This is a genomic window from Polaribacter reichenbachii, assembly GCF_001975665.1.
Lineage (GTDB): Bacteria > Bacteroidota > Bacteroidia > Flavobacteriales > Flavobacteriaceae > Polaribacter > Polaribacter reichenbachii.
The window spans coordinates 2,516,889-2,541,320 of sequence record NZ_CP019419.1 but is presented as its reverse complement, the minus strand read 5'-3'; the positions used below and the strand labels follow the sequence as shown (position 1 = coordinate 2,541,320).

21 protein-coding genes are annotated in these 24,432 nt (G+C 30.1%); 8 read left to right on the top strand and 13 right to left on the bottom strand.

Annotation, left to right across the window (positions count from 1 at the left end):
- Positions 1-43: 43 nt before the first annotated feature.
- Positions 44-1,291, bottom strand: coding sequence for a tetratricopeptide repeat protein (locus BW723_RS10605; protein WP_068365134.1), 1,248 nt, complete (start codon positions 1,289-1,291; stop codon positions 44-46).
- 22 nt (positions 1,292-1,313) lie between these two features.
- Complete coding sequence (gene gyrA / locus BW723_RS10600) at positions 1,314-3,818, bottom strand: DNA gyrase subunit A (RefSeq protein WP_068365137.1); 2,505 nt, start codon at positions 3,816-3,818, stop codon at positions 1,314-1,316.
- 272 nt (positions 3,819-4,090) lie between these two features.
- Between gyrA and BW723_RS10595 the strand changes: the two genes are divergently transcribed.
- The 4 genes from BW723_RS10595 (at position 4,091) to BW723_RS10580 (ending at position 8,759) form a co-directional block, all read left to right on the top strand.
- A complete protein-coding gene (locus BW723_RS10595; protein WP_068365140.1) occupies positions 4,091-6,655 on the top strand; it encodes an ATP-dependent Clp protease ATP-binding subunit in 2,565 nt (854 codons plus the stop codon).
- A 66-nt stretch (positions 6,656-6,721) separates the two neighbouring features.
- On the top strand, positions 6,722-7,408 hold the full coding sequence (locus BW723_RS10590) for a GNAT family N-acetyltransferase (RefSeq protein ID WP_068365143.1): 687 nt from the start codon (positions 6,722-6,724) through the stop codon (positions 7,406-7,408).
- 153 nt (positions 7,409-7,561) lie between these two features.
- Complete coding sequence (locus BW723_RS10585; protein WP_068365146.1) at positions 7,562-8,125, top strand: TetR/AcrR family transcriptional regulator; 564 nt, start codon at positions 7,562-7,564, stop codon at positions 8,123-8,125.
- A gap of 76 nt (positions 8,126-8,201) precedes the next feature.
- On the top strand, positions 8,202-8,759 hold the full coding sequence (locus BW723_RS10580) for a carboxymuconolactone decarboxylase family protein (RefSeq protein WP_068365149.1): 558 nt from the start codon (positions 8,202-8,204) through the stop codon (positions 8,757-8,759).
- A gap of 90 nt (positions 8,760-8,849) precedes the next feature.
- Here BW723_RS10580 and BW723_RS10575 read toward each other — a convergent pair whose 3' ends face one another.
- The 11 genes from BW723_RS10575 to hemA all read right to left on the bottom strand — a co-directional run bounded on the left by BW723_RS10575 (position 8,850) and on the right by hemA (position 20,810).
- Positions 8,850-10,211 (bottom strand): dihydrolipoamide acetyltransferase family protein, encoded by a 1,362-nt coding sequence (locus BW723_RS10575; RefSeq protein ID WP_068365152.1) that lies wholly within the window; start codon positions 10,209-10,211, stop codon positions 8,850-8,852.
- 186 nt (positions 10,212-10,397) lie between these two features.
- Positions 10,398-11,306: an oxygen-dependent coproporphyrinogen oxidase gene (gene hemF / locus BW723_RS18010; RefSeq protein ID WP_068365270.1), complete on the bottom strand. Its 909-nt coding sequence runs from the start codon at positions 11,304-11,306 to the stop codon at positions 10,398-10,400.
- A 692-nt stretch (positions 11,307-11,998) separates the two neighbouring features.
- Positions 11,999-12,757, bottom strand: coding sequence for an EI24 domain-containing protein (locus tag BW723_RS10565; RefSeq protein ID WP_068365155.1), 759 nt, complete (start codon positions 12,755-12,757; stop codon positions 11,999-12,001).
- Between the two features lie 10 nt (positions 12,758-12,767).
- Positions 12,768-13,253: a DUF6973 domain-containing protein gene (locus tag BW723_RS10560; RefSeq protein WP_068365158.1), complete on the bottom strand. Its 486-nt coding sequence runs from the start codon at positions 13,251-13,253 to the stop codon at positions 12,768-12,770.
- A gap of 170 nt (positions 13,254-13,423) precedes the next feature.
- Positions 13,424-14,452 (bottom strand): uroporphyrinogen decarboxylase, encoded by a 1,029-nt coding sequence (gene hemE / locus BW723_RS10555; protein ID WP_068365161.1) that lies wholly within the window; start codon positions 14,450-14,452, stop codon positions 13,424-13,426.
- Between the two features lie 126 nt (positions 14,453-14,578).
- The gene (locus tag BW723_RS10550; protein WP_068365164.1) at positions 14,579-14,956 is read right to left on the bottom strand and encodes a GxxExxY protein; all 378 of its coding nucleotides are present in this window, start codon (positions 14,954-14,956) and stop codon (positions 14,579-14,581) included.
- Positions 14,957-15,066: 110 nt separating this feature from the next.
- Complete coding sequence (gene hemL / locus BW723_RS10545) at positions 15,067-16,356, bottom strand: glutamate-1-semialdehyde 2,1-aminomutase (RefSeq protein ID WP_068365167.1); 1,290 nt, start codon at positions 16,354-16,356, stop codon at positions 15,067-15,069.
- Between the two features lie 172 nt (positions 16,357-16,528).
- Positions 16,529-16,831 (bottom strand): GIY-YIG nuclease family protein, encoded by a 303-nt coding sequence (locus BW723_RS10540; protein ID WP_068365170.1) that lies wholly within the window; start codon positions 16,829-16,831, stop codon positions 16,529-16,531.
- 63 nt (positions 16,832-16,894) lie between these two features.
- Positions 16,895-17,860 carry a porphobilinogen synthase gene (hemB, locus tag BW723_RS10535; RefSeq protein WP_068365173.1) on the bottom strand — a complete coding sequence of 322 codons (966 nt, stop codon included), beginning with the start codon at positions 17,858-17,860 and terminating at the stop codon, positions 16,895-16,897.
- Between the two features lie 87 nt (positions 17,861-17,947).
- Positions 17,948-19,561, bottom strand: coding sequence for a hydroxymethylbilane synthase (hemC, locus tag BW723_RS10530; RefSeq protein ID WP_068365176.1), 1,614 nt, complete (start codon positions 19,559-19,561; stop codon positions 17,948-17,950).
- A gap of 13 nt (positions 19,562-19,574) precedes the next feature.
- Complete coding sequence (gene hemA, locus BW723_RS10525; protein ID WP_068365179.1) at positions 19,575-20,810, bottom strand: glutamyl-tRNA reductase; 1,236 nt, start codon at positions 20,808-20,810, stop codon at positions 19,575-19,577.
- 202 nt (positions 20,811-21,012) lie between these two features.
- On the opposite strand from hemA, the gene BW723_RS10520 reads away from it, so the two are divergent.
- The 4 genes from BW723_RS10520 (at position 21,013) to BW723_RS10505 (ending at position 24,416) form a co-directional block, all read left to right on the top strand.
- A complete protein-coding gene (locus BW723_RS10520) occupies positions 21,013-21,897 on the top strand; it encodes a helix-turn-helix transcriptional regulator (protein WP_068365183.1) in 885 nt (294 codons plus the stop codon).
- 16 nt (positions 21,898-21,913) lie between these two features.
- A complete protein-coding gene (locus BW723_RS10515) occupies positions 21,914-22,423 on the top strand; it encodes a TrmH family RNA methyltransferase (RefSeq protein WP_076686387.1) in 510 nt (169 codons plus the stop codon).
- Between the two features lie 109 nt (positions 22,424-22,532).
- Positions 22,533-23,558: a ferrochelatase gene (gene hemH, locus BW723_RS10510; protein WP_068365273.1), complete on the top strand. Its 1,026-nt coding sequence runs from the start codon at positions 22,533-22,535 to the stop codon at positions 23,556-23,558.
- A gap of 279 nt (positions 23,559-23,837) precedes the next feature.
- A complete protein-coding gene (locus tag BW723_RS10505; RefSeq protein WP_068365276.1) occupies positions 23,838-24,416 on the top strand; it encodes a CopD family protein in 579 nt (192 codons plus the stop codon).
- Positions 24,417-24,432 lie beyond the last annotated feature (16 nt).

The following is a 24,432-nucleotide window of genomic DNA, read 5'->3' as shown; positions in this document are numbered from 1 at the left end:
AAACTTAAAAGTTTCGGTTTTTTATGCTAATTAAAAATGCTATTTATTGACCTCTCATTTCTTTATAAATAACTCTTAAAGCATCTGCTTTTTCAGTCATTTCTAAAAGATCATAAATATTTAAAATAGACTTTACAGTATCTTCTGTTCTACCTAATTCATCTGCTTTTTCTAAATAAGGTAAAGCTTCTTTGTATAATTCTTTTTGTTTACCTTCTAATTCATCATACTTTTTAAAATTAGATAAATTTTTGTTCATTTCATTTACAATTGCTTCTTCTCCTGCAAGAATTGCTACTGCTAAATTCATATAAGCATCACCATAATCTGGCTTTAACTCAATTGCTTTTTTGTAATATTTAATAGCGTCTTCAGTATTTTTTTCATTCTGATTTACAACACCTAAATTAAAGAAAAGTGTAGGGTTCGTTGGGTCTAAAGCAATAGCTTCTTGCATTAATTCACCAAACTTATCCATTTTTTCTAATTTAATGTAAAGTTGAGCTTCATTCAATAAAAGGTTTAAATCTTTTGGATTTGATTTTCTAGCTTCTTGAATAACTACAATTGCCTCATCATTTTTACCTTGATTAATTAAAATGTAACCAATGTTTTTAACGATTTCTGGTTGTCTAGATTCAGTAGTATTATCAGAAGGATTAATGTAAGTACCAAACTTAACCATTGTATCTCTGTTCTCTTTAGTACCTAAATTTTCTGTAGCACCACTTGCTTTATTAACAGCTAAGTATTGCGTAGAAATCCCTGTATAACCTAGGTCTTGTAACATATTATAATACTTTAAAGAAGCATCATAGTCTTTGTCTAAAGAAGCACTTACAGCTGCATTATATAAAAAAGTAGTATCTGCAGGACTCAATTTATACGTTAAATAAAAATCTTTAGTAGCAGATTTATAATCTTTATCTGTACTATACGCTTTAATTGCTTTTTCTGAAACAAACTGAATTAATTCATTCAATTTTGGTGTAGCAATTTTAGTGTATTTAGAACTACCACTTGCTTTTTCTACCTCAAATAATTTATTGTAAGCCTCTGCAGCTTTTTCAACATTAGATTTTCCATACGCAGCACCTTTTAAATAATAATATTTAGCTTGATACTTTGCATCCATAGAACCTTCCATACTTTCTAGAGGAAGAATAGCTGCTTTCGCTGTCTTAAAGTCATTCTTTTTAATGGCTTTCTCTGCAGCTTTTAGTTCATTTTTTTGCCCAAACATTCCAATTGACATCAATCCTAATGAAAGTGCTAATATTTGATTTTTCATTTTACTATATTTAAATTTATTGTTACTCTTGATTTTCGTTTGTACTATTTTCAATATCCGTGCCATTTTCTATTTCATCATCTGCATCCTCTTCATTAATTACTTTGGCAACAGCTGCAATACTATCGTCTTCTTTAATATTAATTAAACGTACACCTTGAGTTGCACGCCCCATTACACGTAAGTCTTCAACAGCCATTCTTATGATAATTCCAGATTTATTAATAATCATTAAATCATTAGAATCATCAACATTTTTTATAGCAACCAAATTACCCGTTTTCTCAGAAATATTTAAAGTTTTTACTCCTTTACCTCCTCTATTGGTAATTCTATAATCCTCTAAACTAGAACGTTTTCCATATCCTTTTTCAGAAACTACAAGAATGTTGCTGTCCATGTCATTTACTGCAACCATACCAATAACTTCATCATTTTCATGTTGCAATGTAATACCTCTTACACCAGAAGCTGTTCTACCCATTGGTCTTGTTTTGGCTTCTTCAAAACGAATAGATTTACCCGATTTTAAAGCCAACATTACTTGGCTGTCTCCTGTTGTTAATTTTGCTTCTAATAATTCATCACCTTCTTTAATAGTAATGGCATTAATACCATTTGTTCTTGGTCTAGAATATTGTTCTAAAGAAGTCTTTTTAACTTGTCCTTTTTTGGTTGCCATAATTACGTAATGACTATTTACATAATCTTCGTCTTTTAAATCTTGGGTTACCAAAAATGCTTTTACGCTATCATCTTGCTCAATATTAATCAAGTTTTGCATTGCTCTACCTTTGGTGTTTTTACCACCTTCAGGAATTTCATAAACACGCATCCAGAAAACCTTACCTTTTTGAGTAAAGAACATCATGTATTGATGGTTTGTCCCTACAAATAAATGTTCTAAGAAATCTTCATTTCTAGTAGTTGCTCCTTTTTGACCTCTTCCTCCTCTATTCTGAACTTTATATTCTTCAAGATTTGTACGTTTTAAATAACCTGCATTAGAAATGGTAACTACAACTTTAGTATCAGGAATCATATCCTCTATACGCATATCGCCACCTGCATATTCTATAATAGATCTACGCTCATCACCATATTTACTTTTAATATGTAATAACTCATCAGTAATTATTTGATAACGTCTTGGCTCATTAGATAAAATATCTTTTAAGTCAGTAATCGTTATCATAATCTCATCATACTCAGCACGTAATTTATCTTGCTCTAAACCTGTTAATTGACGCAAACGCATTTCTACAATTGCTTTTGCTTGAATTTCTGTTAACTCAAAACGCTCAATTAAACTGGTTCTTGCTTCATCAGCATTAGAAGAAGCTCTAATAATTTTAATTACTTCATCAATATTATCCGAAGCAATAATTAATCCTTCTAAAATATGTGCTCTAGCTTCTGCTTTCTTCAACTCATATTCTGTTCTACGAACAACAACTTCATGTCTGTGCTCAACAAAATAATGAATCAATTGTTTTAGGTTCAATTGCTCAGGTCTACCATTAACTAAAGCAATATTATTTACACTAAAAGAAGTTTGTAACTGGGTGTATTTAAACAATTTATTTAGAACGATATTAGGTATTGCATCACGTTTTAAAATGTAAACAATACGCATTCCATTTCTATCAGATTCATCTCTAATATTAGCAATACCTTCTATTTTTTTATCATTTACCAAGTCAGCAGTTTTCTTAATCATATCTGCCTTATTCACTTGATAAGGAATTTCAGTTACAACAATACACTCACGTCCTTTAACTTCTTCGATATTGGCTTTGGCACGCATTACAATTCGTCCACGACCTGTATGAAAAGCATCTTTTACACCATCATAACCATAAATAATACCACCTGTAGGAAAATCTGGTGCAGTTACATGTTGCATTAACTCATCTATCTCAATATCTCTATTTTCGATATAAGCAACAGTACCATTAATAACTTCTGTTAAGTTATGAGGCGCCATATTTGTTGCCATACCTACAGCAATACCAGAAGCTCCATTTACCAATAAATTGGGGATACGAGTGGGTAGAACAGTAGGTTCTTGTAAAGTATCATCAAAATTTAAAGAATGGTCTACAGTATCTTTTTCAATATCAGCTAACATTTCTTCTGATATTTTTTGCATTCTTACCTCAGTATAACGCATTGCTGCTGGACTATCTCCATCTACAGAACCAAAGTTTCCTTGACCATCTACCATCATATAACGCACACTCCAGTCTTGCGCCATTCTTACCATAGAATCGTATACAGATGTATCTCCATGTGGGTGATATTTACCCAACACTTCCCCAACAATTCTTGCTGATTTTTTATAAGCTCCAGTAGCTTTAATTCCTAGTTCGTGCATCCCATACAAAACCCTTCTGTGAACTGGTTTTAAACCATCTCTTACATCTGGTAATGCTCTTGAAACTATTACTGACATTGAGTAATCAATGTATGCAGCTTTCATCTGCTCTTCAATGTTAATTGGAATTAACTTTTCGCCTTCTGCCATATATAATTCTTATTAATAACTATCTAATTTTTAAAACAAGGCAAGATACTATTTCTTACTGTTTTTTCAAAGGTTTTCCTACTTTCAAAACAGTAGAGTTATCAACATTTTTTAATAATTTTTAACGTTATTTTATTTGCCTGATTTACAATAGTTTTCTATCTTGTATTGCAGGTCAAACTGTCAGATTTTTACAATGGCATCTTTTTTGTAATTATTTTGACAAAAAAAGGACTAAATTTACAACACATCAATTTTAGATAGAAAGAAATATGGACGATAATTTTTCACCAAAAGTTAGAGATGTAATCACTTTTAGTAAAGAAGAGGCTTTAAGATTAGGCCACGAATTTATTGGAACAGAACATCTTTTACTTGGTTTGATAAGAAAAGGCGAAGGAAAAGCGATAGAAATATTAACAGCATTTGATGTTGATTTAATGCTTTTACGCAAAAAATTGGAGCAATTAAATCCGTCAAACCCAACATTTACAGAAGTTACAGATAAACCTAGTTTACGCTTAACAAGACAGGCAGAAAAAGCTTTAAAAACAACTTTTTTAGAAGCTAAATTATACCAAAGTGATGCTATTGATACAGCTCATTTATTACTTTGTGTTTTACGTAATGAAAATGACCCAACCACAAAGTTGATTCAAAAATATCACGTAAATTACGATGAAGCAAAAGCTTTATACAAACAATTACACGTAGATGATACTGATATGGATTTACCTACAAACCCAATAGCAGAAACACCTTCTGATGATGAATATGCATCAGAAAAATCAAATCCTTTTGAGCAAACTCAAAAAAGTAAAACCACTAAAAAATCGAAAACACCTGTTCTAGATAATTTTGGTCGTGATTTAACAGATTTGGCTGAAAAAGGGAAATTAGATCCAGTTGTAGGTCGTCAAAAAGAAATAGAACGCGTTTCACAAATTTTAAGTCGTAGAAAGAAAAATAACCCAATGTTAATTGGTGAACCTGGTGTTGGTAAATCTGCTATTGCAGAAGGTTTAGCATTGCGAATTGTAGATAGAAAAGTTTCTCGTATTTTGTTTGATAAAAGAATTGTTTCTCTAGATTTAGCAAGCTTAGTTGCTGGTACAAAGTACAGAGGTCAATTCGAAGAAAGAATGAAAGCCTTAATGAATGAATTAGAAAAGAATGATGATATTATTCTTTTTATTGATGAAATTCATACTATTGTTGGTGCAGGTGGTGCCACTGGTTCTTTAGACGCTTCTAATATGTTAAAGCCAGCTTTAGCAAGAGGCGAAATTCAATGTATTGGTGCAACAACTTTAGATGAGTTTAGAACAAATATCGAAAAAGATGGTGCTTTAGAGCGTCGTTTTCAAAAGGTAATTGTAGACCCAACTTCTGTTGAAGAAACCATTCAGATTTTACAAAATATAAAAGGAAAATACGAAGAACATCATAATGTTGATTTTACAGATAACGCTATTGAGGCTTGTGTAAAATTAACTAATAGATATATGACTGATAGATACCTACCAGACAAAGCGATTGACGCTCTTGATGAAGCAGGTTCTCGAATTCATATTACCAACATTGTAGTGCCTAAACAAGTTTTAGAATTAGAAGCGCAATTAGAAATTATTCGCGATAAGAAAACAAAAGCTGTTAATGGTCAGAAATACGAAGAAGCTGCCAAGTTAAGAGACGATGAAAAGAATATGGAAGCAGCGTTAAATTCTGCTCAGAAACAATGGGAAGATGACTCTAAATTAAACAGAGAAATTGTTACTGAAGATAATGTTGCAGAAGTAGTTTCTATGATGACAGGTATTCCTGTAAACAGAGTTGCAGAAGCAGAAAGCCATAGATTACACGAGTTACCTGCAATGATAAAAGGTAAAGTAATAGGCCAAGATGAAGCTGTTACAAAAGTGGTGAAAGCAATACAACGTAATAGAGTTGGATTAAAAGACCCAAACAAACCAATTGGTTCATTTATTTTCTTAGGACAAACTGGTGTTGGTAAAACACAATTGGCAAAAGTTTTAGCACGCGAATTATTTGACTCTGACGATTCTTTAATTAGAATTGACATGAGTGAGTATATGGAAAAATTCGCTATTTCTCGTTTAATTGGTGCTCCTCCAGGTTATGTAGGTTATGAAGAAGGTGGTCAATTAACAGAAAAAGTACGTAGAAAACCATATTCTGTAATTTTATTAGACGAGATAGAAAAAGCGCATCCAGATGTGTTTAATATGTTGTTACAAATTTTAGATGATGGACATATTACTGATAGTTTAGGTCGTAAAATCGATTTTAGAAATACCATTATTATAATGACTTCTAACATTGGTGCTCGTCAATTAAAAGACTTTGGTGGTGGCGTTGGTTTTGGAACATCTTCTAAAAAAGAACAAGCAGACGCACATGCAAAATCTGTTATAGAAGGTGCTTTAAAGAAATCTTTTGCTCCAGAATTCTTAAATAGAATAGATGATGTAATTGTATTTAATGCTTTAGAAAGAGAAGATATTCATTCTATTATCGATATTGAATTAGATAAACTATTATACAGAATTTCTGATTTAGGTTACACTTTAAATTTAAGTGATAAAGCTAAAGATTATATCGCTGATAAAGGTTTTGATAAAAAATATGGAGCTAGACCTTTAAAGAGAGCAATTCAGAAATATATAGAGGATGCATTAGCAGAAGAAATAGTAAATTCTAAACTTACTGAAGGCGATACTATTATAATGGATTTTGATGATGTAAAAGATGAACTTACCATTAATATTGTAAAAGGTGAAAAGAAGCCTGAAACTAGAACAGAAACAGAATCTTAATATATTTTATATTTAATTTATAAAAAAAAACTCGCAGAAACTGCGAGTTTTTTAATTTTGTAAACAATGGTAACACTAGAAGAAAAATTAAAAAATCCGGTCTGGTATTCTTTACAAGAAACACATAAAAAATTTCGAATAGAATTTGATGGTGCTTATTTCTACAATCCTGAAATAAATAATTTTGGTGCTTTTTTAGATGAAAATAAAACTGCAGATGCCTCAAAAGAATATGTTGATAAAACTGAAAACTTCTTTTTTGTATCAGAAAAACAAACTCCAATAATCGATTCAGAAAAAATTGTTTTACAGAAAAAAATAAACGGTTGCCAAATGGTTTTAGAAAATTTGGTTGATGTAAATATCACCGAAAAAATTGTTTTATTAACAGATAAAAACATTGAAGAAGTTTATAATTTAATTTGGTTGGTAATGCCAGGGTTTTATCAAAAAAAAGGATTTAAGATGGGTAATTTTTATGGTATTTATAAAGACAATAAATTAGTTGCTATTTCCGGTCAAAGAATGCAAACCGACGATTTTATTGAAGTAAGTTCAGTAGTTACACATCCTGATTATACAAAAAGGGGTTTTGCTAAACAACTCATTTATTATACATCAAAAGAAATTTTAAAAGAAAACAAATTACCAATTCTACATACAAATAAAGGAAATCTTGCAATCGGAATTTATGAAAAACTAGGTTACAAACTTACTAGAGATATGAATTGGTGGTTGTATGCTAAAAAGTAAATTTTTGTTTGCAACTGTTTCATCAAATTATATTTATTTCAAAAGTTTATCAGCAGTAAAAAAATACAAAATTTTGTTAAGGTTTGGCTTAAATCATATATTCATTTTTTTATTTCTAACCAATTGTTTAGTTTTGTACTGTAATTAGAACTAATGGCTAGAAAAAAAGCATATAACGAAGATGTAGTTGTTGAAAAAGCGATGAACCTATTTTGGAAAAATGGGTATGAAACTACGTCTATGCAAATGCTAGAAAAAGAAATGGGCATTAATAAATTTTCTATATACTCTAGTTTTGGTAACAAAAAAGGTCTTTTTATTGAAAGTTTAAAAAGCTATAATAAAAAAGTAAACTCCATTTTTGAAGAATTAAAAAACTCAAAAAATGGTGTTGAAGACATTAAAACTTTTTTTTATAATTCCATTAAGATTTGTAATCTAGAAGGTAATCAAAAAGGCTGTTTGGTAACCAATACTTTTAATGAGTTTTCAGATAAAAATGACGAAATTATAAACGAACAAATGAAATCTTTTATGACGAACTTAAAAGAAATTTTCATTGAAAAGCTTAGCCAAAATTCTGATAAAGACAAGGAAACCATTTTAAAGCAAGTCAATTATTTACTTTTAGCAAAACACGGTTTATCTGCAGCATCTAGAGTAAATAGCGATAAAGAAATTGAAGATTATATAGAAATGATTTTCAAAAATTTGTAAATCATTTTTTTTAAATTAAAACTAAACGATTGTTTAGATATTATTACAAATAGAACAATAAATAAACATTAAAATTATGACAACATTAAAAATTCACAATTTAGAAACTACTCCAGAAGGAAGTAAAGCTTTATTAGAACAATCATTAAAATCTAATGGAATGATACCTGGTTTACATGGTGTATTAGCAGAATCTCCAGAAATTTTAGAAGCTTACCAATCAATACATAAATTGTTTACAAACACTTCTTTTAATAATGACGAATTAACTGTAGTTTGGCAAACAATAAACGTAGAACACGAATGCCATTATTGTGTACCTGCCCATACTGCAATTGCAAATATGATGAAAGTTGATAGTGCGATTACCGATGCATTAAGAAACAAGACTGAATTACCAACAGAAAAATTACAAGCATTACACGAATTTACATTAAAGGTAACTCGTAATCGTGGACACGTAGCTCAAGAAGATTTAAATACTTTTTATGCTGCTGGTTATGGAGAAAAACAAGTATTAGAAATTATCTTAGGTTTATCGCAAAAAGTAATTAGTAATTACACAAATCATATTGCAAATACACCTGTAGATGCTCCTTTTCAAAAATTTGCTTGGGAACCACAAACTGTATAATACCTAAATTTAATATTTATCAATAATATAAAAAAGAGCTTAGTTAAATTAACTAAGCTCTTTTTTATATCTTTAATTTAATTAACATTTTTAAAACTCACGATTCACATCCCAAGCTTCTAATATTTCTTTTAGTGTTTTAATAAACATACCTCCTAAAGCACCATTTACAACTCTGTGATCGTAAGAATGAGATACAAACATTTTTTGTCTAATACCTACATAATCTCCTTCTGAAGTTTCTATAACTGCAGGTACTTTTCGAATAGCACCTAGAGCTAAAATTGCAACTTGTGGTTGATTAATAATTGGTGTACCCATTACAGAACCAAAACTACCAACATTGGTAACAGTGTAAGTACCATCTTGTACTTCATCTGGTTTTAATGCATTATTTCTTGCTCTGTTTGCCAAATCGTTTACGGCAGATGTCATCCCTACTAAATTTAATTGATCTGCATTTTTAATTACAGGCACAATTAAATTTCCATCAGGTAAAGCAGCAGCCATTCCAAGATTAATATTTTTCTTTTTAATGATTTTATCACCATCAACAGCAATATTAATTAATGGATATTTTTTAATTGTTAACGCAATTGCTTGCATTAAAATTGGTGTAAAAGTTAACTTCTCTCCTTCTCTTTCAAGAAATGCATCTTTAACTTTATTTCTCCATTTTACGATATTAGTAACATCAATTTCAATAAATGATTGTACATGTGCTGAAGTTTGAACTGAATCTACCATATGCTTGGCAATCAGTTTTCCCATTCTACTCATTTCAATAATTTCATCACCACCATTTAAAGAAACAGGTGCAGCTTTTTTAACTTGCTTTTGTTTTTTAGGTTTTTCAACTATTGCTACTTCTTTTTGTTGAACAGGAACCTCAACTGGTTTTGAAACAGCAACTGGTGCAGGTTTTGGTGTTTTATTTCCTTTATTTTCTATATAAGATAAAATATCACTTTTAGTAACTCTACCATCTTGACCAGTACCTACTATAGTTTCTAACTCATCCATAGAAACTCCCTCTGTTTGAGCGATATTTCTAACCAAAGGAGAATAAAATTTACCTGAATCAGAAGATTTTGCGATTGGAGTAGCCACAGTTTCTACAGCTTTTTCTATCGTTTTTTCTACTTCTACAACTTCTGGAGTGCTAACTTCTTTGGCAACAACAGGTTCAACTTTGTTAGGAATACTAACTTTATCTGTTTCTATAATTGCAATGGTTTCGCCAACCGCAACAACTGTATCTTTCTCAAATAAAACCTCAACTAAAGTTCCTTCTACTTCAGATGGTACTTCAGAATCTACTTTATCTGTAGCAATTTCAACAACAGCTTCGTCAAGTTCAACAAGGTCTCCAACTTCTTTTAGCCAAGAAGTTATCGTTGCTTCTGCAACACTTTCCCCCATTTTTGGTAACTTTAATTCGAATCTTGCCATTTCTATCTAGTTTTAGAGATTGCAAAAGTACAAAAAAGTGATGATTTTATTCGTATTTTTTGCAACCTATAATTCATTTCAAAAAAAAATATAATTTTAATTATTCGTAAAATAATAAAATTATTCCTCATAAATATTAAATATTCCTTTTTAAAAAGGAATAATCACTAATAATTATTCAATGTTTTACACCCAATCTTTAGGAGATTCCAAAACTTCTAACAATTTTTCTTCTGCTGAGTTTTTTTCTGGTTGATGGTTGTATTTCCATTGCACAATTGGTGGTAAACTCATTAAAATACTTTCTATTCTACCATTTGTTTTTAATCCGAAAAGAGTACCTCTATCATGCACTAAATTAAACTCAACATAACGTCCTCTTCTAACTTCTTGCCAATCTTTATTTTCTTGATTAAATTCAATATTTTTTCTTTTTTCTACTATTGGCACATAACTTTCTAAAAAGCTATTACCAACTTCAGTTACAAAATTGTAACGATCATCAATCGTAAAACCATCTACTTCTTTTAAATAATCAAAGAATAATCCTCCAATTCCACGAGCTTCGTTTCTATGGGAATTCCAGAAATATTCATCACAAGTTTTTTTAAACTTCGGATAAAATTCAGAATGATGTTTATCGCAAGCGGATTTACATACTGTATGAAAATGAGTTGCATCTTCATCAAACAAATAATAAGGTGTTAAATCTTGACCACCACCAAACCATTGGGTGACAATATTTCCTGATTCATCATACATTTCAAAATAACGCCAATTTGCATGAACTGTAGGTACAAAAGGGTTCTTTGGATGTAAAACCAAACTCAATCCACAAGCAAAAAAGTTACCCTCTCTTACTTTAAACTGATTTCTTAAAACCTCAGGTAACTCTCCGTGAACCGCAGAAATATTTACACCTCCTTTTTCGAAAACAGTTCCATTTTCAATTACACGAGTTCTACCTCCACCACCTTCTTTTCTTTGCCAAATATCTTCTTGAAATTTAGCTGATCCATCAACTTCTTCTAATTTAGAAGTTATGGTGTCTTGTAGGTTTTCTATGTATTTGTAAAATTTATTTTTGTAACTAATTTTCTCTTCCTGCAAGGTTTTAGAAACCTTGTAGGTATTATTCTGTTTTTCCAAATCTGTGAAGTTTTCAAAATTTTTAAGTTCTTCTATCTCTAAGTCTTTTTTATGAATAAAGACAAAGTTTTCTAAGTCATCAAACAAAGAAATAACTTCTTTTATTGAAATAATTTTCGATTGATTATTGACAATAGAATTATATGAAGAATATTCGTATTTCTTTAAATCAGAAACAATTTTATGATTCTCTGGGTTTTTATGGATATATAAAATGGTGTTTTTTAAATATTCTTCTGATGAAATATGTTTTCTTTTAAAATGCTTTTCGAATAAACTGCCCGTTCTTCCTTGTTGTTTATTAAATGCCTTAGCATAAGCATTAAATAAATTAGAAAATGCTTGAGTTGCAAGCTCACCATCAACATTTATTCTTACTAAAAAATGATAATGATTTTTTAAAAGACAGTATGATAAAATAGTAATTTTTTCTGAAAGGTATTTTTCAACTAGTTTTAAAAAATAATTCATATTATCATCATTTCTAAATAGAAGCCCACCATTTATACCTCTATTATAGATGTGATAATATTTATCTTTTTCTAAAACTTCTAATTTCATAATTATAATATTGCTATTTAATATACCTACAAGGTTTTTAAAACCTTGCAGGATGTTTGGGAAACCTTACAGGTTAGTTATTTTTCATAAACCAACTCGTGCTTATTATGTAATAATTTTAAAGTTTTTGTTGATGCTGCAGTTACAGATAATGGCAATACTATTATAATACCAACAACTGGTATTAATAGGAAAAGCATAAAAACAATTCCATTGCCAATAGCAAAACCTTTGTTTTTACCTACAAAATCTACACTTCCTTTATAATCTAAATGACGCTCTAAAGTATAATCCATATTACCAAAACCTGCATAATACGCCTGAACTAAAAACAATAGAATTGTTGAAAATATATTTACTATTGGAATGAATTTAAGTAATAAAATAGGAATAGAAATCAGTAATTCTTTTACTAAATTTCTAATATTTAAGCGTAAACCTCTTATTAATTGCTCTGCATTAGTTGTTTTTCTGTGTAAATGTTTTACATCTCCATAAAAATGCTTTTCAATTTTTTCTGAAACAGGACTCATAAATGGCGCTGATAATGCCATTACAATATGTTTGTAAAGAATTAAACCAATGATTAGAACAATTACTCCACCAATAAAATTACTAATACCAGTAAAAGTTTCTTTTCCCCAATCCCAAATCCAGATTCTAGCAATAAAACTGCCAACATTGTCTGACAGCGCATAAGCTTCTACACCAATTAAAACTGCAGTTACTAAACTAATTAATACAGGTATTATAAAATATTTCCAAAGTTTTAACTTTGAAATTAAAGCGAAAGCACCTGAATATTCTTTAATTCCTAAAATTATATTCTTTAACATAGTAAATTATTTAGTCTTCCAAAAATACCAAATTATCAATTTTATCTAAAGGTGAATCAAAATTAATTTTAATTGCACTACATAATTTCTCTATTAAATATTCTTCAATTTTTAATATTGATTCATTTTTTAGAATCGAAAACCATTTTCTACCCAATTGATTATTTTTTAAATCCATTTTTTTTGCCAAAATCTCATTGGGTGAAAATTCTTCGTGCCAACCTGTAATTTGCTTTGTCCAAGTTAAAACTTGTTCTAAATCTGAACTAAATTTTAAACATTTTTTGGCTATTAAAATATTCCAGAGTGCGTGACGAAAAGCGTTTGCTTTATTATCGAAATTATGAGTATTTGGAAATCTTTTTTGAGCAATTCTTAACGTTTTTACAGTTGCTCTAAAAGTAGCATACATAAAAATTGGATGTTTTAAAAACCACCCTAAAAGCACAATTACTTGCTTAAAATTTAGACTTTTTATGATTTTCCATTTAGACATTTCTACAATAATTATTTTTGAAAAGCATTTACTTAATCATTAACTCAAAAAGTTAGCAAAAAGTGCGTTAGCGATTGAAATGACATCCTTTTTGCTTTTTCTGCAAAAAGATATAATGGAAAGCGCGACTTTGTTTTTTTTCAAAACAAAGTAACGCCCAAATTCTTATTTTATGATGCTTTGTATTCTTTTACAGCATCTATAAATGCTTTTGCATGGTCTAAAGGTATGTTTGGTAAAATACCATGACCAAGATTTACAACCAACCTGTCTTTACCAAATTCATCAATCATTTTATGCACCATTTTCTTGATAGTTGCTGGTGGAGAAAACAATCTTGTTGGGTCGAAATTACCTTGTAAAGTTATTTGTCCTCCAGACAAATAACGAGCATTTCTTGGTGAACAAGTCCAATCTACACCTAAAGCTGAAGCACCAGATTTAGACATTTCGTTTAAAGCAAACCAACATCCTTTACCAAAAGCAATTACAGGTGTTATATCTTTTAAAGCATCGATAATCTGTTGAATATATTGCCACGAAAATTCTTGATAATCTGTTGGAGACAACATGCCTCCCCAAGAATCAAAAACTTGAACTGCATCTACACCAGCCTCAACTTTTGCCTTTAAATATGCAATTGTTGTATCTGTAATTTTTTGCAATAAACTATGTGCTACAACAGGATTAGTGAAACATAATTCCTTGGCTTTGTCAAAGTTTTTAGATCCTTGACCTTGTACACAATAGCAAAGAATTGTCCAAGGTGAACCTGCAAAACCTATTAACGGAATTTCATCATTCAACTTTTCTTTGGTTGCTTTAATGGCATCCATTACATAACCTAAAGAATCTTGAATATCTGGAATAATTACTGAATCTAAGTCTTTTTGAGAACGAATAGGATTTGGTAAATAGGGTCCAAAATTTGGTTTCATTTCCACTTCAATGTTCATTGCTTGTGGAATTACCAAAATATCAGAAAATAAAATAGCTGCATCCATTCCGTATCTTCTAATAGGTTGCACTGTAATTTCTGATGCTAATTCTGGAGTTTGACAACGTGTAAAGAAATCGTATTTATGTTTGATTTCCATAAATTCTGGTAAATATCTACCTGCTTGTCTCATCATCCAAACTGGTGGTCTATCTACTGTTTCTCCTTTTAATGCTCTTAAAAATAAATCGTTTTTTATCATCGTTTAAACGCAAAGGCGCTAAGTTTTCGCAAAGTGCGCTAAGATTTTTTTAACATCGTTAACAAAAATTATTTTAAAATTTCTTTGCAAACTCTGAACTCTCTTTTACTTCTTTGCGTTTAAAATTTATAAATTATTCACTACTCTTTTAATTCCGTATTTTATTAAAGCTACGTTAAAATTGATTAACAAACCTAATTTACATTCTGATAACTTTAAATAAGTCAAAACTTGCGCTAAATGCACATCTGTAAGATTTTCAACAGCTTTTAACTCAACTATTACTTTATCTTGAACCAATAAATCTAATCGATAACCAACATTTAATTTGACTTCTTCATAAATTAAAGGCAATGGTTTTTGCTTTTCTACTTTTAAATTTCTTTTTTCTAATTCGTAAAATAAACATTCTTCATATGCACTTTCTAACAAACCTGGGCCTAAATTTCTATGCACTTTTAATGCACAATCTACAATGATTTTAGAAATTTCGTTTTCGGTCATTTTTATATTATTTTAAATCGTAAAGGTGCTAAGTTTTCGCAAAGTACACTAAGAAATAATTCAAAAAACTTTGCGAACTCTGCGCTTTTCTTTGCGCCTTTGCGGTTAAATTACATTTTAGAAACAGCTAACATTCCTGCTTCAACTGCATCAGCTATTACCTTAATATCTTTGTCTTTTAATGCTGATGATAAAAACCAAGCTTCAAATTGACTTGGTGGTAAAAACACTCCGTTTTTAATCATTTCCCAAAAGAATATTGCAAATTTTTCGGTGTCTGATGTTTGTGCTTCTTCAAAATTAGTAACTTTTGTTTTTGTAAAAAACGGATTTAACATAGAACCAAATCTGTTTACTGTTAAATCTACATTGTATTTTTTAGCAGTTTCTAGCAAAATTACTTCTATAATAGCTCCAATTTCTTCGAACTTTTCATACGGATTTTGTTTTTTCAACTCAGTTAAGGTTGATATTCCTCCAGCCATTGCTATTGGATTTCCAGACAAAGTACCTGCTTGATACATTCCTCCTAAAGGTGCAACGTTTTCCATAATTTCGTTTCTTGCCCCATAAGCACCAACAGGAAAACCACCACCAATAACTTTACCTAAACACGTAATATCTGCTGTAACACCCAATAATTCTTGAGCGCCACCAAATTTAGAACGGAAACCTGTCATTACTTCATCAGCAATTAACAATGCTCCTTTGGTTTCTAAATAATCTTTTAATTCTTTTAAGAAATTGTCTTGCGGAATTACAACTCCCATATTTCCACCAATTGGCTCAATAATTACACCAGCAATATCATCATGCTCTGCAAAGTGTTTTTTTACACTTTCTAAATTATTGTATTCTGCAATTAAAGTGTTTTTTACAGCGCCTTCTGGCACTCCTTTAGAACCTGGTAAACTTAAGGTTGCTAAACCAGAACCCGCAGCTACTAATAATGCATCTTGGTGCCCGTGATAACAACCAGAAAATTTTATAATTTTATCTTTTCCTGTAAATGCTCTTGCCAAACGAATTCCGCTTAAAACAGCTTCTGTACCAGAATTTACAAAACGAACTTTATCCATTTCTGGAAAAGCATCACAAACTATTTTTGCTAATTTAATTTCATTTTCTGTTGATGCTCCAAATGAATATCCATTTTTTAAGGCTTTTTCAACAGCTTTTTGTACTTTTTTATGTCTATGACCTAAAATCATTGGTCCGTAAGACAAAACTAAATCTACATATTCATTACCATCAACATCAGTAATTTTAGTTCCTTTTGCTTTTTTGATAAATAAAGGATTTCCACCTACAGAAGAAAAAGCTCTTACTGGAGAATTTACTGCTCCAACAAGATGTTTTAATCCTTTTTTATATAATTTATTCGATTTTTTGAAATTCATTTTTTTTGGCTACTATTTATTATAGATTCCTACCTACGCAGGTATAACAACATTTCAATTTATATTTTCTTTAACTACTTTTTATTCTTTCTACCAATTATAGATCTAAATTAATTTTATGTGAATGATTTTTTGGTTTTCTGTCATTCCTGCGTAGGCAGGAATCTCTTTTTTAATCAAACCAATCTTTTGATAAATCTTTCCACTCAGCATTTTCTTCAATTATCAAATTAATTTTCCATTGTCTTTTCCACTTCTTAAGGTTTTTCTCTCTTTTTATAGCGTCAGCTACATATTGATAGGTTTCAAAATAAATTAACTTATCTAAATTATATCTTTCCGAAAAACCTTTAACTAACTTATTTTTATGTTCAAACATTCTTCTTTCTAAATCGTTTGAAACACCAATGTATAAAACTCCATCTTTTTTATTTGTAATTATATATACATAATATTGATGTTGAGTTTTAAACAATTATTTTCAGTTTTCAGCCTGAGATTCCTGCCTACGCAGGAATGACAGTTCTATTTAATAACTTTATTTTTTTAATAATACTCTAGCAGCTTCTTTCGCAAAATAAGTAATAATAATATCTGCACCTGCTCTTTTCATAGAGAGTAAACTTTCCATCATTACTCTTTCTCCATCAATCCAACCTTTTTCTGCAGCTGCTTTTACCATTGCGTATTCTCCACTTACATTATAACAGGCAATTGGTCTATCAAAATTATTTTTTAAGTCTCTAATAATGTCTAAATATGATAAAGCTGGTTTTACCATTAAAATATCTGCGCCTTCTTGATCATCAAAAGTGGCTTCACGCATTCCCTCATCTCTGTTTGATGGATCCATTTGATAGGTTCTTCTGTCTCCAAAAGTAGGTGCAGAATCTGCAGCATCTCTAAATGGACCATAAAACGCTGATGCATATTTTACAGAATAACCCATAATTGGCAAATTCACAAAACCTGAATTGTCTAATGCTTGACGCATCATATCAATTGTTCCATCCATCATTCCTGATGGTGCAACCATATCAACTCCAGCTTTAGCGTGAGAAATGGTTTGTTTTGCAATATTTACTAAAGTGGCATCATTATCAACATCATTGTCATGAATAATTCCACAATGTCCATGAGAAGTATATTCACAAAAACAAACATCAGTAATTACATATAAACTTGGGTAATTCTTTTTGATAAAACGAATTGCTTGCTGCATAATTCCGTTATCATTCCAAGTTTCTGTACCTTCATCATCTTTTTCAGATGGAATTCCGAATAATAAAACAGCAGGAATTTTTAGTTCTACAACCTCATCTAATTCTTTAGAAATTTTATCCAAAGAAAAACGTTTTATACCTGGCATAGAAACGATTTCTGTTTCTATATTTTCTCCTTCTTCAATAAAAAGTGGATATACAAAATCATCAACAGAAAGTGTAGTTTCTTTAACTAACCTTCTAATTCCTTCGTGTTTTCTAAGTCTTCTTGTCCTAAACATAAGCCCTTGTTTCCCCAAAGGGGAACACACTCTTAAAAAAAGTGTGTTTTATTAATATTTTATTTTCTAATACAAGATTAATAAAGTCTATTCTTCCTCTTCAGAAAGATTATCATCTGCATTGTAATATTTGTTAACTAATTCTAACATAGAATCTACACTAGGTAAATGCGCTACTTGTACATTTTCGAAATGTTTTCTTGCTTCTTTTGCAGTAGTTTCTCCAATACAAAATGCTACTTTATCTGTAGCATTTTTCTGTAAATAGCTCTCAATACCTGAAGGACTGAAAAACAAAATTCCAGAAACCTCATCAGAAATTTTATCTGGACTTAACATCGTTTTATAGGCCTCTACTTCATTTACAACTATTTCTTTTGTTTTTAAGAATGCTGGTAAAATATCTAAACGTAAATCTGAACAGAAATAAGTAACCTCTTTATTTTCTAATTCTTTTGATAAATATTCTGCTAATTTCTTAGCATTTTTTGCAACGTGAGAAACTTTACCAATTCTATTTTCAATTAGCTTTTTGGTTCTTCTACCAACGCAATAAATATCTTTAAACTTTATTTCATCCTTAGTAAAAGAATTTAAAATCGCTTCTACTCCATTTTGACTGGTAATAATTACGTTTTCAATTTCATTTTTCATCACCTTTGGTGAAATTCTATTGAAACGTATTTTAATAAAATCGCTATCTTTTATACCAATAGTATGTGGTAAGGTTTTCTTTTGTGCTTCTGATAGTTTTTTGGTAGAAAATACTGCATTTTGTACTGCAGAAACTTCTTCATCTTCTAGCATTAAATCTTTACCACCTCTATTAATTACATAATCTGCACAATCTTTTGCTAAAAAACGATGACGTCCCATTTTTGCAGTTTTGTTTACTGTAATTTTCTTAGAACCATCTCTTTTTAAAAGAACACCTTTAAAATTAATTTCTTCAGTTTTTTCATCAACATAAGCTAAAGCCCCAATTGGTGCTGTACAACCGCCTTCTAATTGTTTTAAAAACTCTCTTTCTATACCGACACAAACTTGCGTTTCGTAATGATTTAATTGTTCGCAAGCATCTTTTACAAAATCATCTTTTTCTAAAGCTGCAATCATTATAACTCCTTGTGCAGGAGCAGGAATCATCCAAGAAAGATTTATTGCACCTGCTGGCCTTATACCAATTCTCTCTAATCCTGCAGCTGCAAAAACAGCTCCATTCCATTCATTATCTTCTAGTTTTTGCAAACGTGTATTTACATTACCTCTTAAATCTACCACTTTATGAGTTGGGTAACGATTTAACCACATTGCTTTTCTACGTATACTACCAGTAGCAATTATTCCATTTGGCTGACCAAAAAACTCTTCTGTGTCTTTTAAAACCAAAATATCGCTATAATTAGCACGTTTTAAAACGGCTGCTTGTACAATACCTTCTGGTAAAGAAGTTGGCACATCTTTTAGTGAATGCACTGCAATATCAATATCGCCATTTAGCATAGCAATATCTAAGTTTTTAGTAAAAATACCTGTTATACCTAACTCGTACAAAGGTTTATCTAAAACAATATCACCAGTAGATTTAATAGGAACAATCTCAGATTCGTAGCCTAATTCAATTAATTCTTTGCGTACTTTATTAGCTTGCCAAAGCGCTAATTGGCTATCGCGAGTTCCTATTCTTATGGTTTTTTGCATTTAGTTTTTTTGATTAAGATTGAAAAACCTTATGTATTACTTGAAGGCTTTGTGAAACCGATGTTTCTTCATCTTTTAAATGTTTCACAAATTGTGTTGTTATTTTTTGAATAAAACGTGAAGTTAAGATTTCTGCTTGACTTTCATCAAAATCAGTAATTTTTTTCTTCTGAAAATTAATTTCGTCGTTTTTAATATTTTCTAAAGATTGTTTTAAAGCAGCTATTGCAGGTGTAAATCTTCTATGATTTAACCAATCGTTAAATTCTGCTTTATGAGTTTCTATAATTGCTTCTGCTAAAGGTACTTCTTGCTGACGAACAGCTAAAGTTTCATCAGTAATTTTAGAAAGTTCATCTACATTAACTAAAGAAACACCATTAAATTCTGTTACATCTTTTGCCACATTTTCTGGCATAGATAAATCTAAAATTAATAATTCTTTATTGTCTGCAATATGTTCTTTTGTAATGGTTGGTTTTTCTGCACCTGTAGAGACAATTAAAACATCTGCATTATTAATTTCTTCAGATAAATTTTCGATAACCGATTTTCTAATAACATTATGATCTCTTACAAACGCAGTTGCTTTTTCTTCTGTTCTGTTAATTAAACAAACAGATTTATTATGAGTATACTGAGCTAGGTTTTTACAAGTATGTTTTCCCATTTTACCCAAACCAAAAACTAAAATATTTTTAGAGTTATAATCTGGTAAGTTTTTGATGATATATTGCACAGCAGCATAAGAAACTGATGTAGTACCTGAGCTTAATTTTGTTTCGTTTTTTACTTTTTTACTGGCTTGAAAAACGCTGTTTAATAACCTTTCTAAATATGCATTGGTTGTTTTTAACGATTTTGCCATTTTAAAAGACTGTCTTAACTGACCAACAATTTCGTAATCTCCTAAGATCTGACTTTCTAAACCTGTACCAATTCTAAACAATTGATCGATTGCTTCTTGATTTTTGTAAACATTAGAAATGGTTGCAAACTCCTCTACAGTACCTTCAGAAAAAGAACATAATAACTGTATTAATTGATAAGGATGTTCTGCAAAACCAGAAATCTCTGTTCTATTACATGTAGATATTACAAATACACCTTTAAAGCCTTTTTCTTTGGCTAACTGTAATAGGTCTATTTGATTTTCTTTAGATAAAGAAAATTTTCCACGTGTTTTTGCATCAGCTTTTTTATAACTAACCCCAATATTGTAAAAGTGCTCTTGCCTGATCTCTTGCATAATTGTAAAAAGTTGCACAAAAATAAAAACTTCATAGAGAAAAAAATGTCGCTTAAAGTATTTTTAATAACGTTAGATGTATTTTAGTTTTTTTTTGATTAAAAAACTTCTAAAAAGCCCTATTTTTGCACTATAACAGGATTTAAGCGAAGCTTATACAGAACGATTCTAAATAAAAGCAATTGAATTAAAATATTTTTTTATGTTTAAAAATGTCGGAGAAAGTACTTTAGATGAAATAATTCTTGAAAAAGGTTTTTATGTACTTCATTTTCAGAATGAAAGCAAAGACATCGTAAACTTTGAAAGAGAAATTAATAGCACTTTTATACAAATTCATTTTTGCATTCGCGGGAAATCGAAATTTTTGTTTAATAACAGTTCTTATTCTTTTGATGTATTAGACAACAGATCTATACTATTGTACAATCCGCAGCGAACATTACCAATCAATTTAGAGATACAACCAAAAACAACTTTAATTTCTTTATTGATTTCTATCGAGAAATTTCATTCTTTATTTTCTAAAGAATCTGGTCATATTCCTTTTTTAAGTGACGAAAATAGCAATCGTAAATATTATGATGATGCCGAAATAAAACCAACAGTTTCTATTGTTTTACATCAAATTATAAATTCTAACATTAATAGTTCTATTAAAGATTTATATGTAAAAGGTAAAGTTTACGAATTGCTGAGTTTACATTTTCAGAAAGATGAGAATGTAGAAGGTGAATTTTGCCCTTTTTTAGTTGATGAAGAAAATGTTTTAAAAATTAGAAAAGCAAAAGAAATAATTATTGCAAGAATGGCAGAGCCACCAAGTTTACAAGAATTGGCAAACGAAATTGGTTTAAATATTAAAAAACTAAAAGAAGGGTTTAAGCAAATTTACGGCGATACTGTGTACAGTTTTTTACTAGATCATAAAATGGAACACTCTAGACGATTGTTAGAAAGCAATCAATACAACGTAAATGAAGTTGGCATTCAAGTGGGTTACAGTACAGCAAGTCATTTTATTGCAGCTTTTAAAAAGAAATTTGGTACAACACCAAAAAAATATGTAATGAGTCTTAAGCAGTAAGCAAAATTAAAATTAGGTGAAGCAATTAACACATAAAGACGTAAAAAACAAACAGCAAAAGTTTCCGATAACTATTGTTTGTGATGCCATTAGAACTCCAGAAAATATTGGAATGTGTTTTCGTATTTCTGAAAGTTTTGGTGTAGAAAAAATCTTTTTCCACAAAAACTCTCCATCCGTAGAAAATAGAAAAGTTATAAATACTGCAAGAAACACTATTCAAGAAATTAACTACGAGTTGTATCATAATTTTGAGGAAACAATTCAACAATTAAAAGAAGAAGGTAACACTATAATTGGTATAGAAATTACTGATAAAAGTATTAATATTCAAGATTTTGATTTTACAAATCACAAAAAAATCGTGTTACTTTTGGGTAACGAAAGAAATGGAATTGAAAATATTAATTTAGTAGATGCAACAATTGCAATACCAATGTATGGTAGAAATTCAAGTATGAATGTAATACACAGTTTAGCAATTACGTTGTACGAGGTTACAAATCAGTTAGCAGTTAGCAGTTAGCAGTTAGCAGTTAGCAGTTAGCAGTTAGCAGTTAGCAGTTAGCAAAAATAAATAATATTGAAGTTTCAACATTAAAATTTTGAAACTTAAAACTTTTGAAACTATATAAATGAAAGGAGTTTTATTAAACAATTTAGGGTCACCAGATTCTACAGAAACAAAGGATGTAAAAAAATATTTAGGCGAATTTTTAATGGACGAACGTGTTATTGATATTCCTTATTGGAAACGTTATTTATTAATAAACGGAATTATTTTAAAAACAAGACCAAAAAAATCTGGAGCTGCCTATAAAAAGATTTGGTGGGATGAAGGTTCGCCACTTGTAGTTATATCTGAAAGATTTACAGAAAAACTAAAACAGAAAGTAGAAGTTCCTGTAGAATTGGCTATGCGTTATGGCTCAATGACAATGGAAAAAGGAATTAAAAACTTAGTAGACAAAGGAGTTACAGAAATATTTTTAGCGCCTTTATACCCACATTATGCCATGTCTTCTTACGAAACTGTGGTTACCAAAGCCGAAGAAATTTTGGCTGAAAAATATCCAGATGTAAAACTAGATACTTTGCCCCCTTTTTATAATGAACCCGATTATATTAAGGCAATGAGTAGCAATATTGCCAATCATTTAGAAGGTTTCGATTACGACCATATTTTATTTTCTTATCACGGAATTCCAGAACGTCATATAAAAAAATCAGATCCAACAAATTCGCATTGTAAAATAGACGGTTCTTGTTGCGAACGTAATTCAGTTGCACATCATACTTGTTATAGACATCAATGTTTTGAAACCACAAAAGAAATTGCAAAAACGCTAAATTTAAAAGAAGGCACTTACAGTAATTCTTTCCAATCGAGATTATTAAAAGATCCTTGGTTAAAACCATATACAGATTTTGAGTTAGAGAAATTCCCTAATGAAGGTAAGAAAAAACTTGCTGTTATAACTCCAGCTTTTGTAGCAGATTGCCTAGAAACCTTAGAAGAAATAGCAATGGAAGGTAAAGAAGATTTTTTAGAAGCTGGTGGTACAAATTACAAACACATACCTTGTATGAACGATAATGATGATTGGGTAGATGTTATGGTAAAATGGATTAACGACTGGGAAGAAGCAGTTAGCAGTTAGCAGTTAGCAGTTAGCAGTTAGCAGTTAGCAGTTAGCAGTTAGCAGTTAGCAGTTAGCAGTTAGCAGTTAGCAGTTAGCAGTTAGCAGTTAGCAGTTAGCAGTTAGCAGTTAGCAGTTAGCAGTTAGCAGTTAGCAAAATTAAATTTTTCAGCGAAAATAAAAGTAAAAAAACAACTCTTTTTACGGCACAAAACACTGAATACTGAACTTTGAAACTTGAACTTTGAACTTTGAACTTTGAACTTTGAACTTTGAAACTTTAAAACTTAACACAAATCTATGGACTTCCTTTACGTAAAAGCATTACACATTATATTTGTAGTTACCTGGTTTGCTGGGTTATTTTACATTATTCGTTTGTTTATTTATCATATAGAAGCAGAAAAAAAATTAGAACCTGCTAAAGAAATTTTACAAACACAATATAAATTAATGAGCAAACGTTTGTGGTACATTATTACTTGGCCATCAGCTATATTAGCTAGTTTTTTTGCTTTCTGGATGCTTTATCAAAGTCCGTATTATTTATCAGAACCTTGGATGCATGTAAAACTAGCATTTGTATTCGCCTTGTATTTTTATCATTATTCTTGTCAAAGAATTTACAAGCAATTACAAAACGATATTATTAAATATTCTGCATTACAATTGCGTATCTGGAATGAAGTTGCAACCATTATTCTCTTTGCAATTGTATTTTTAGTAACTTTAAAAAGTGCTATAAACTGGATTTGGGGTGTTGTAGGTATTATTCTTTTCGGAGTTTTATTGATGTTAAGCATTCGATTATACAAAAAAATTAGAGCAAAAAAATCTTGGGACAAAGCAGAAAAAGAAGTTTTAGAAGAGAATAATTAGTGTTAAAATTTATCCG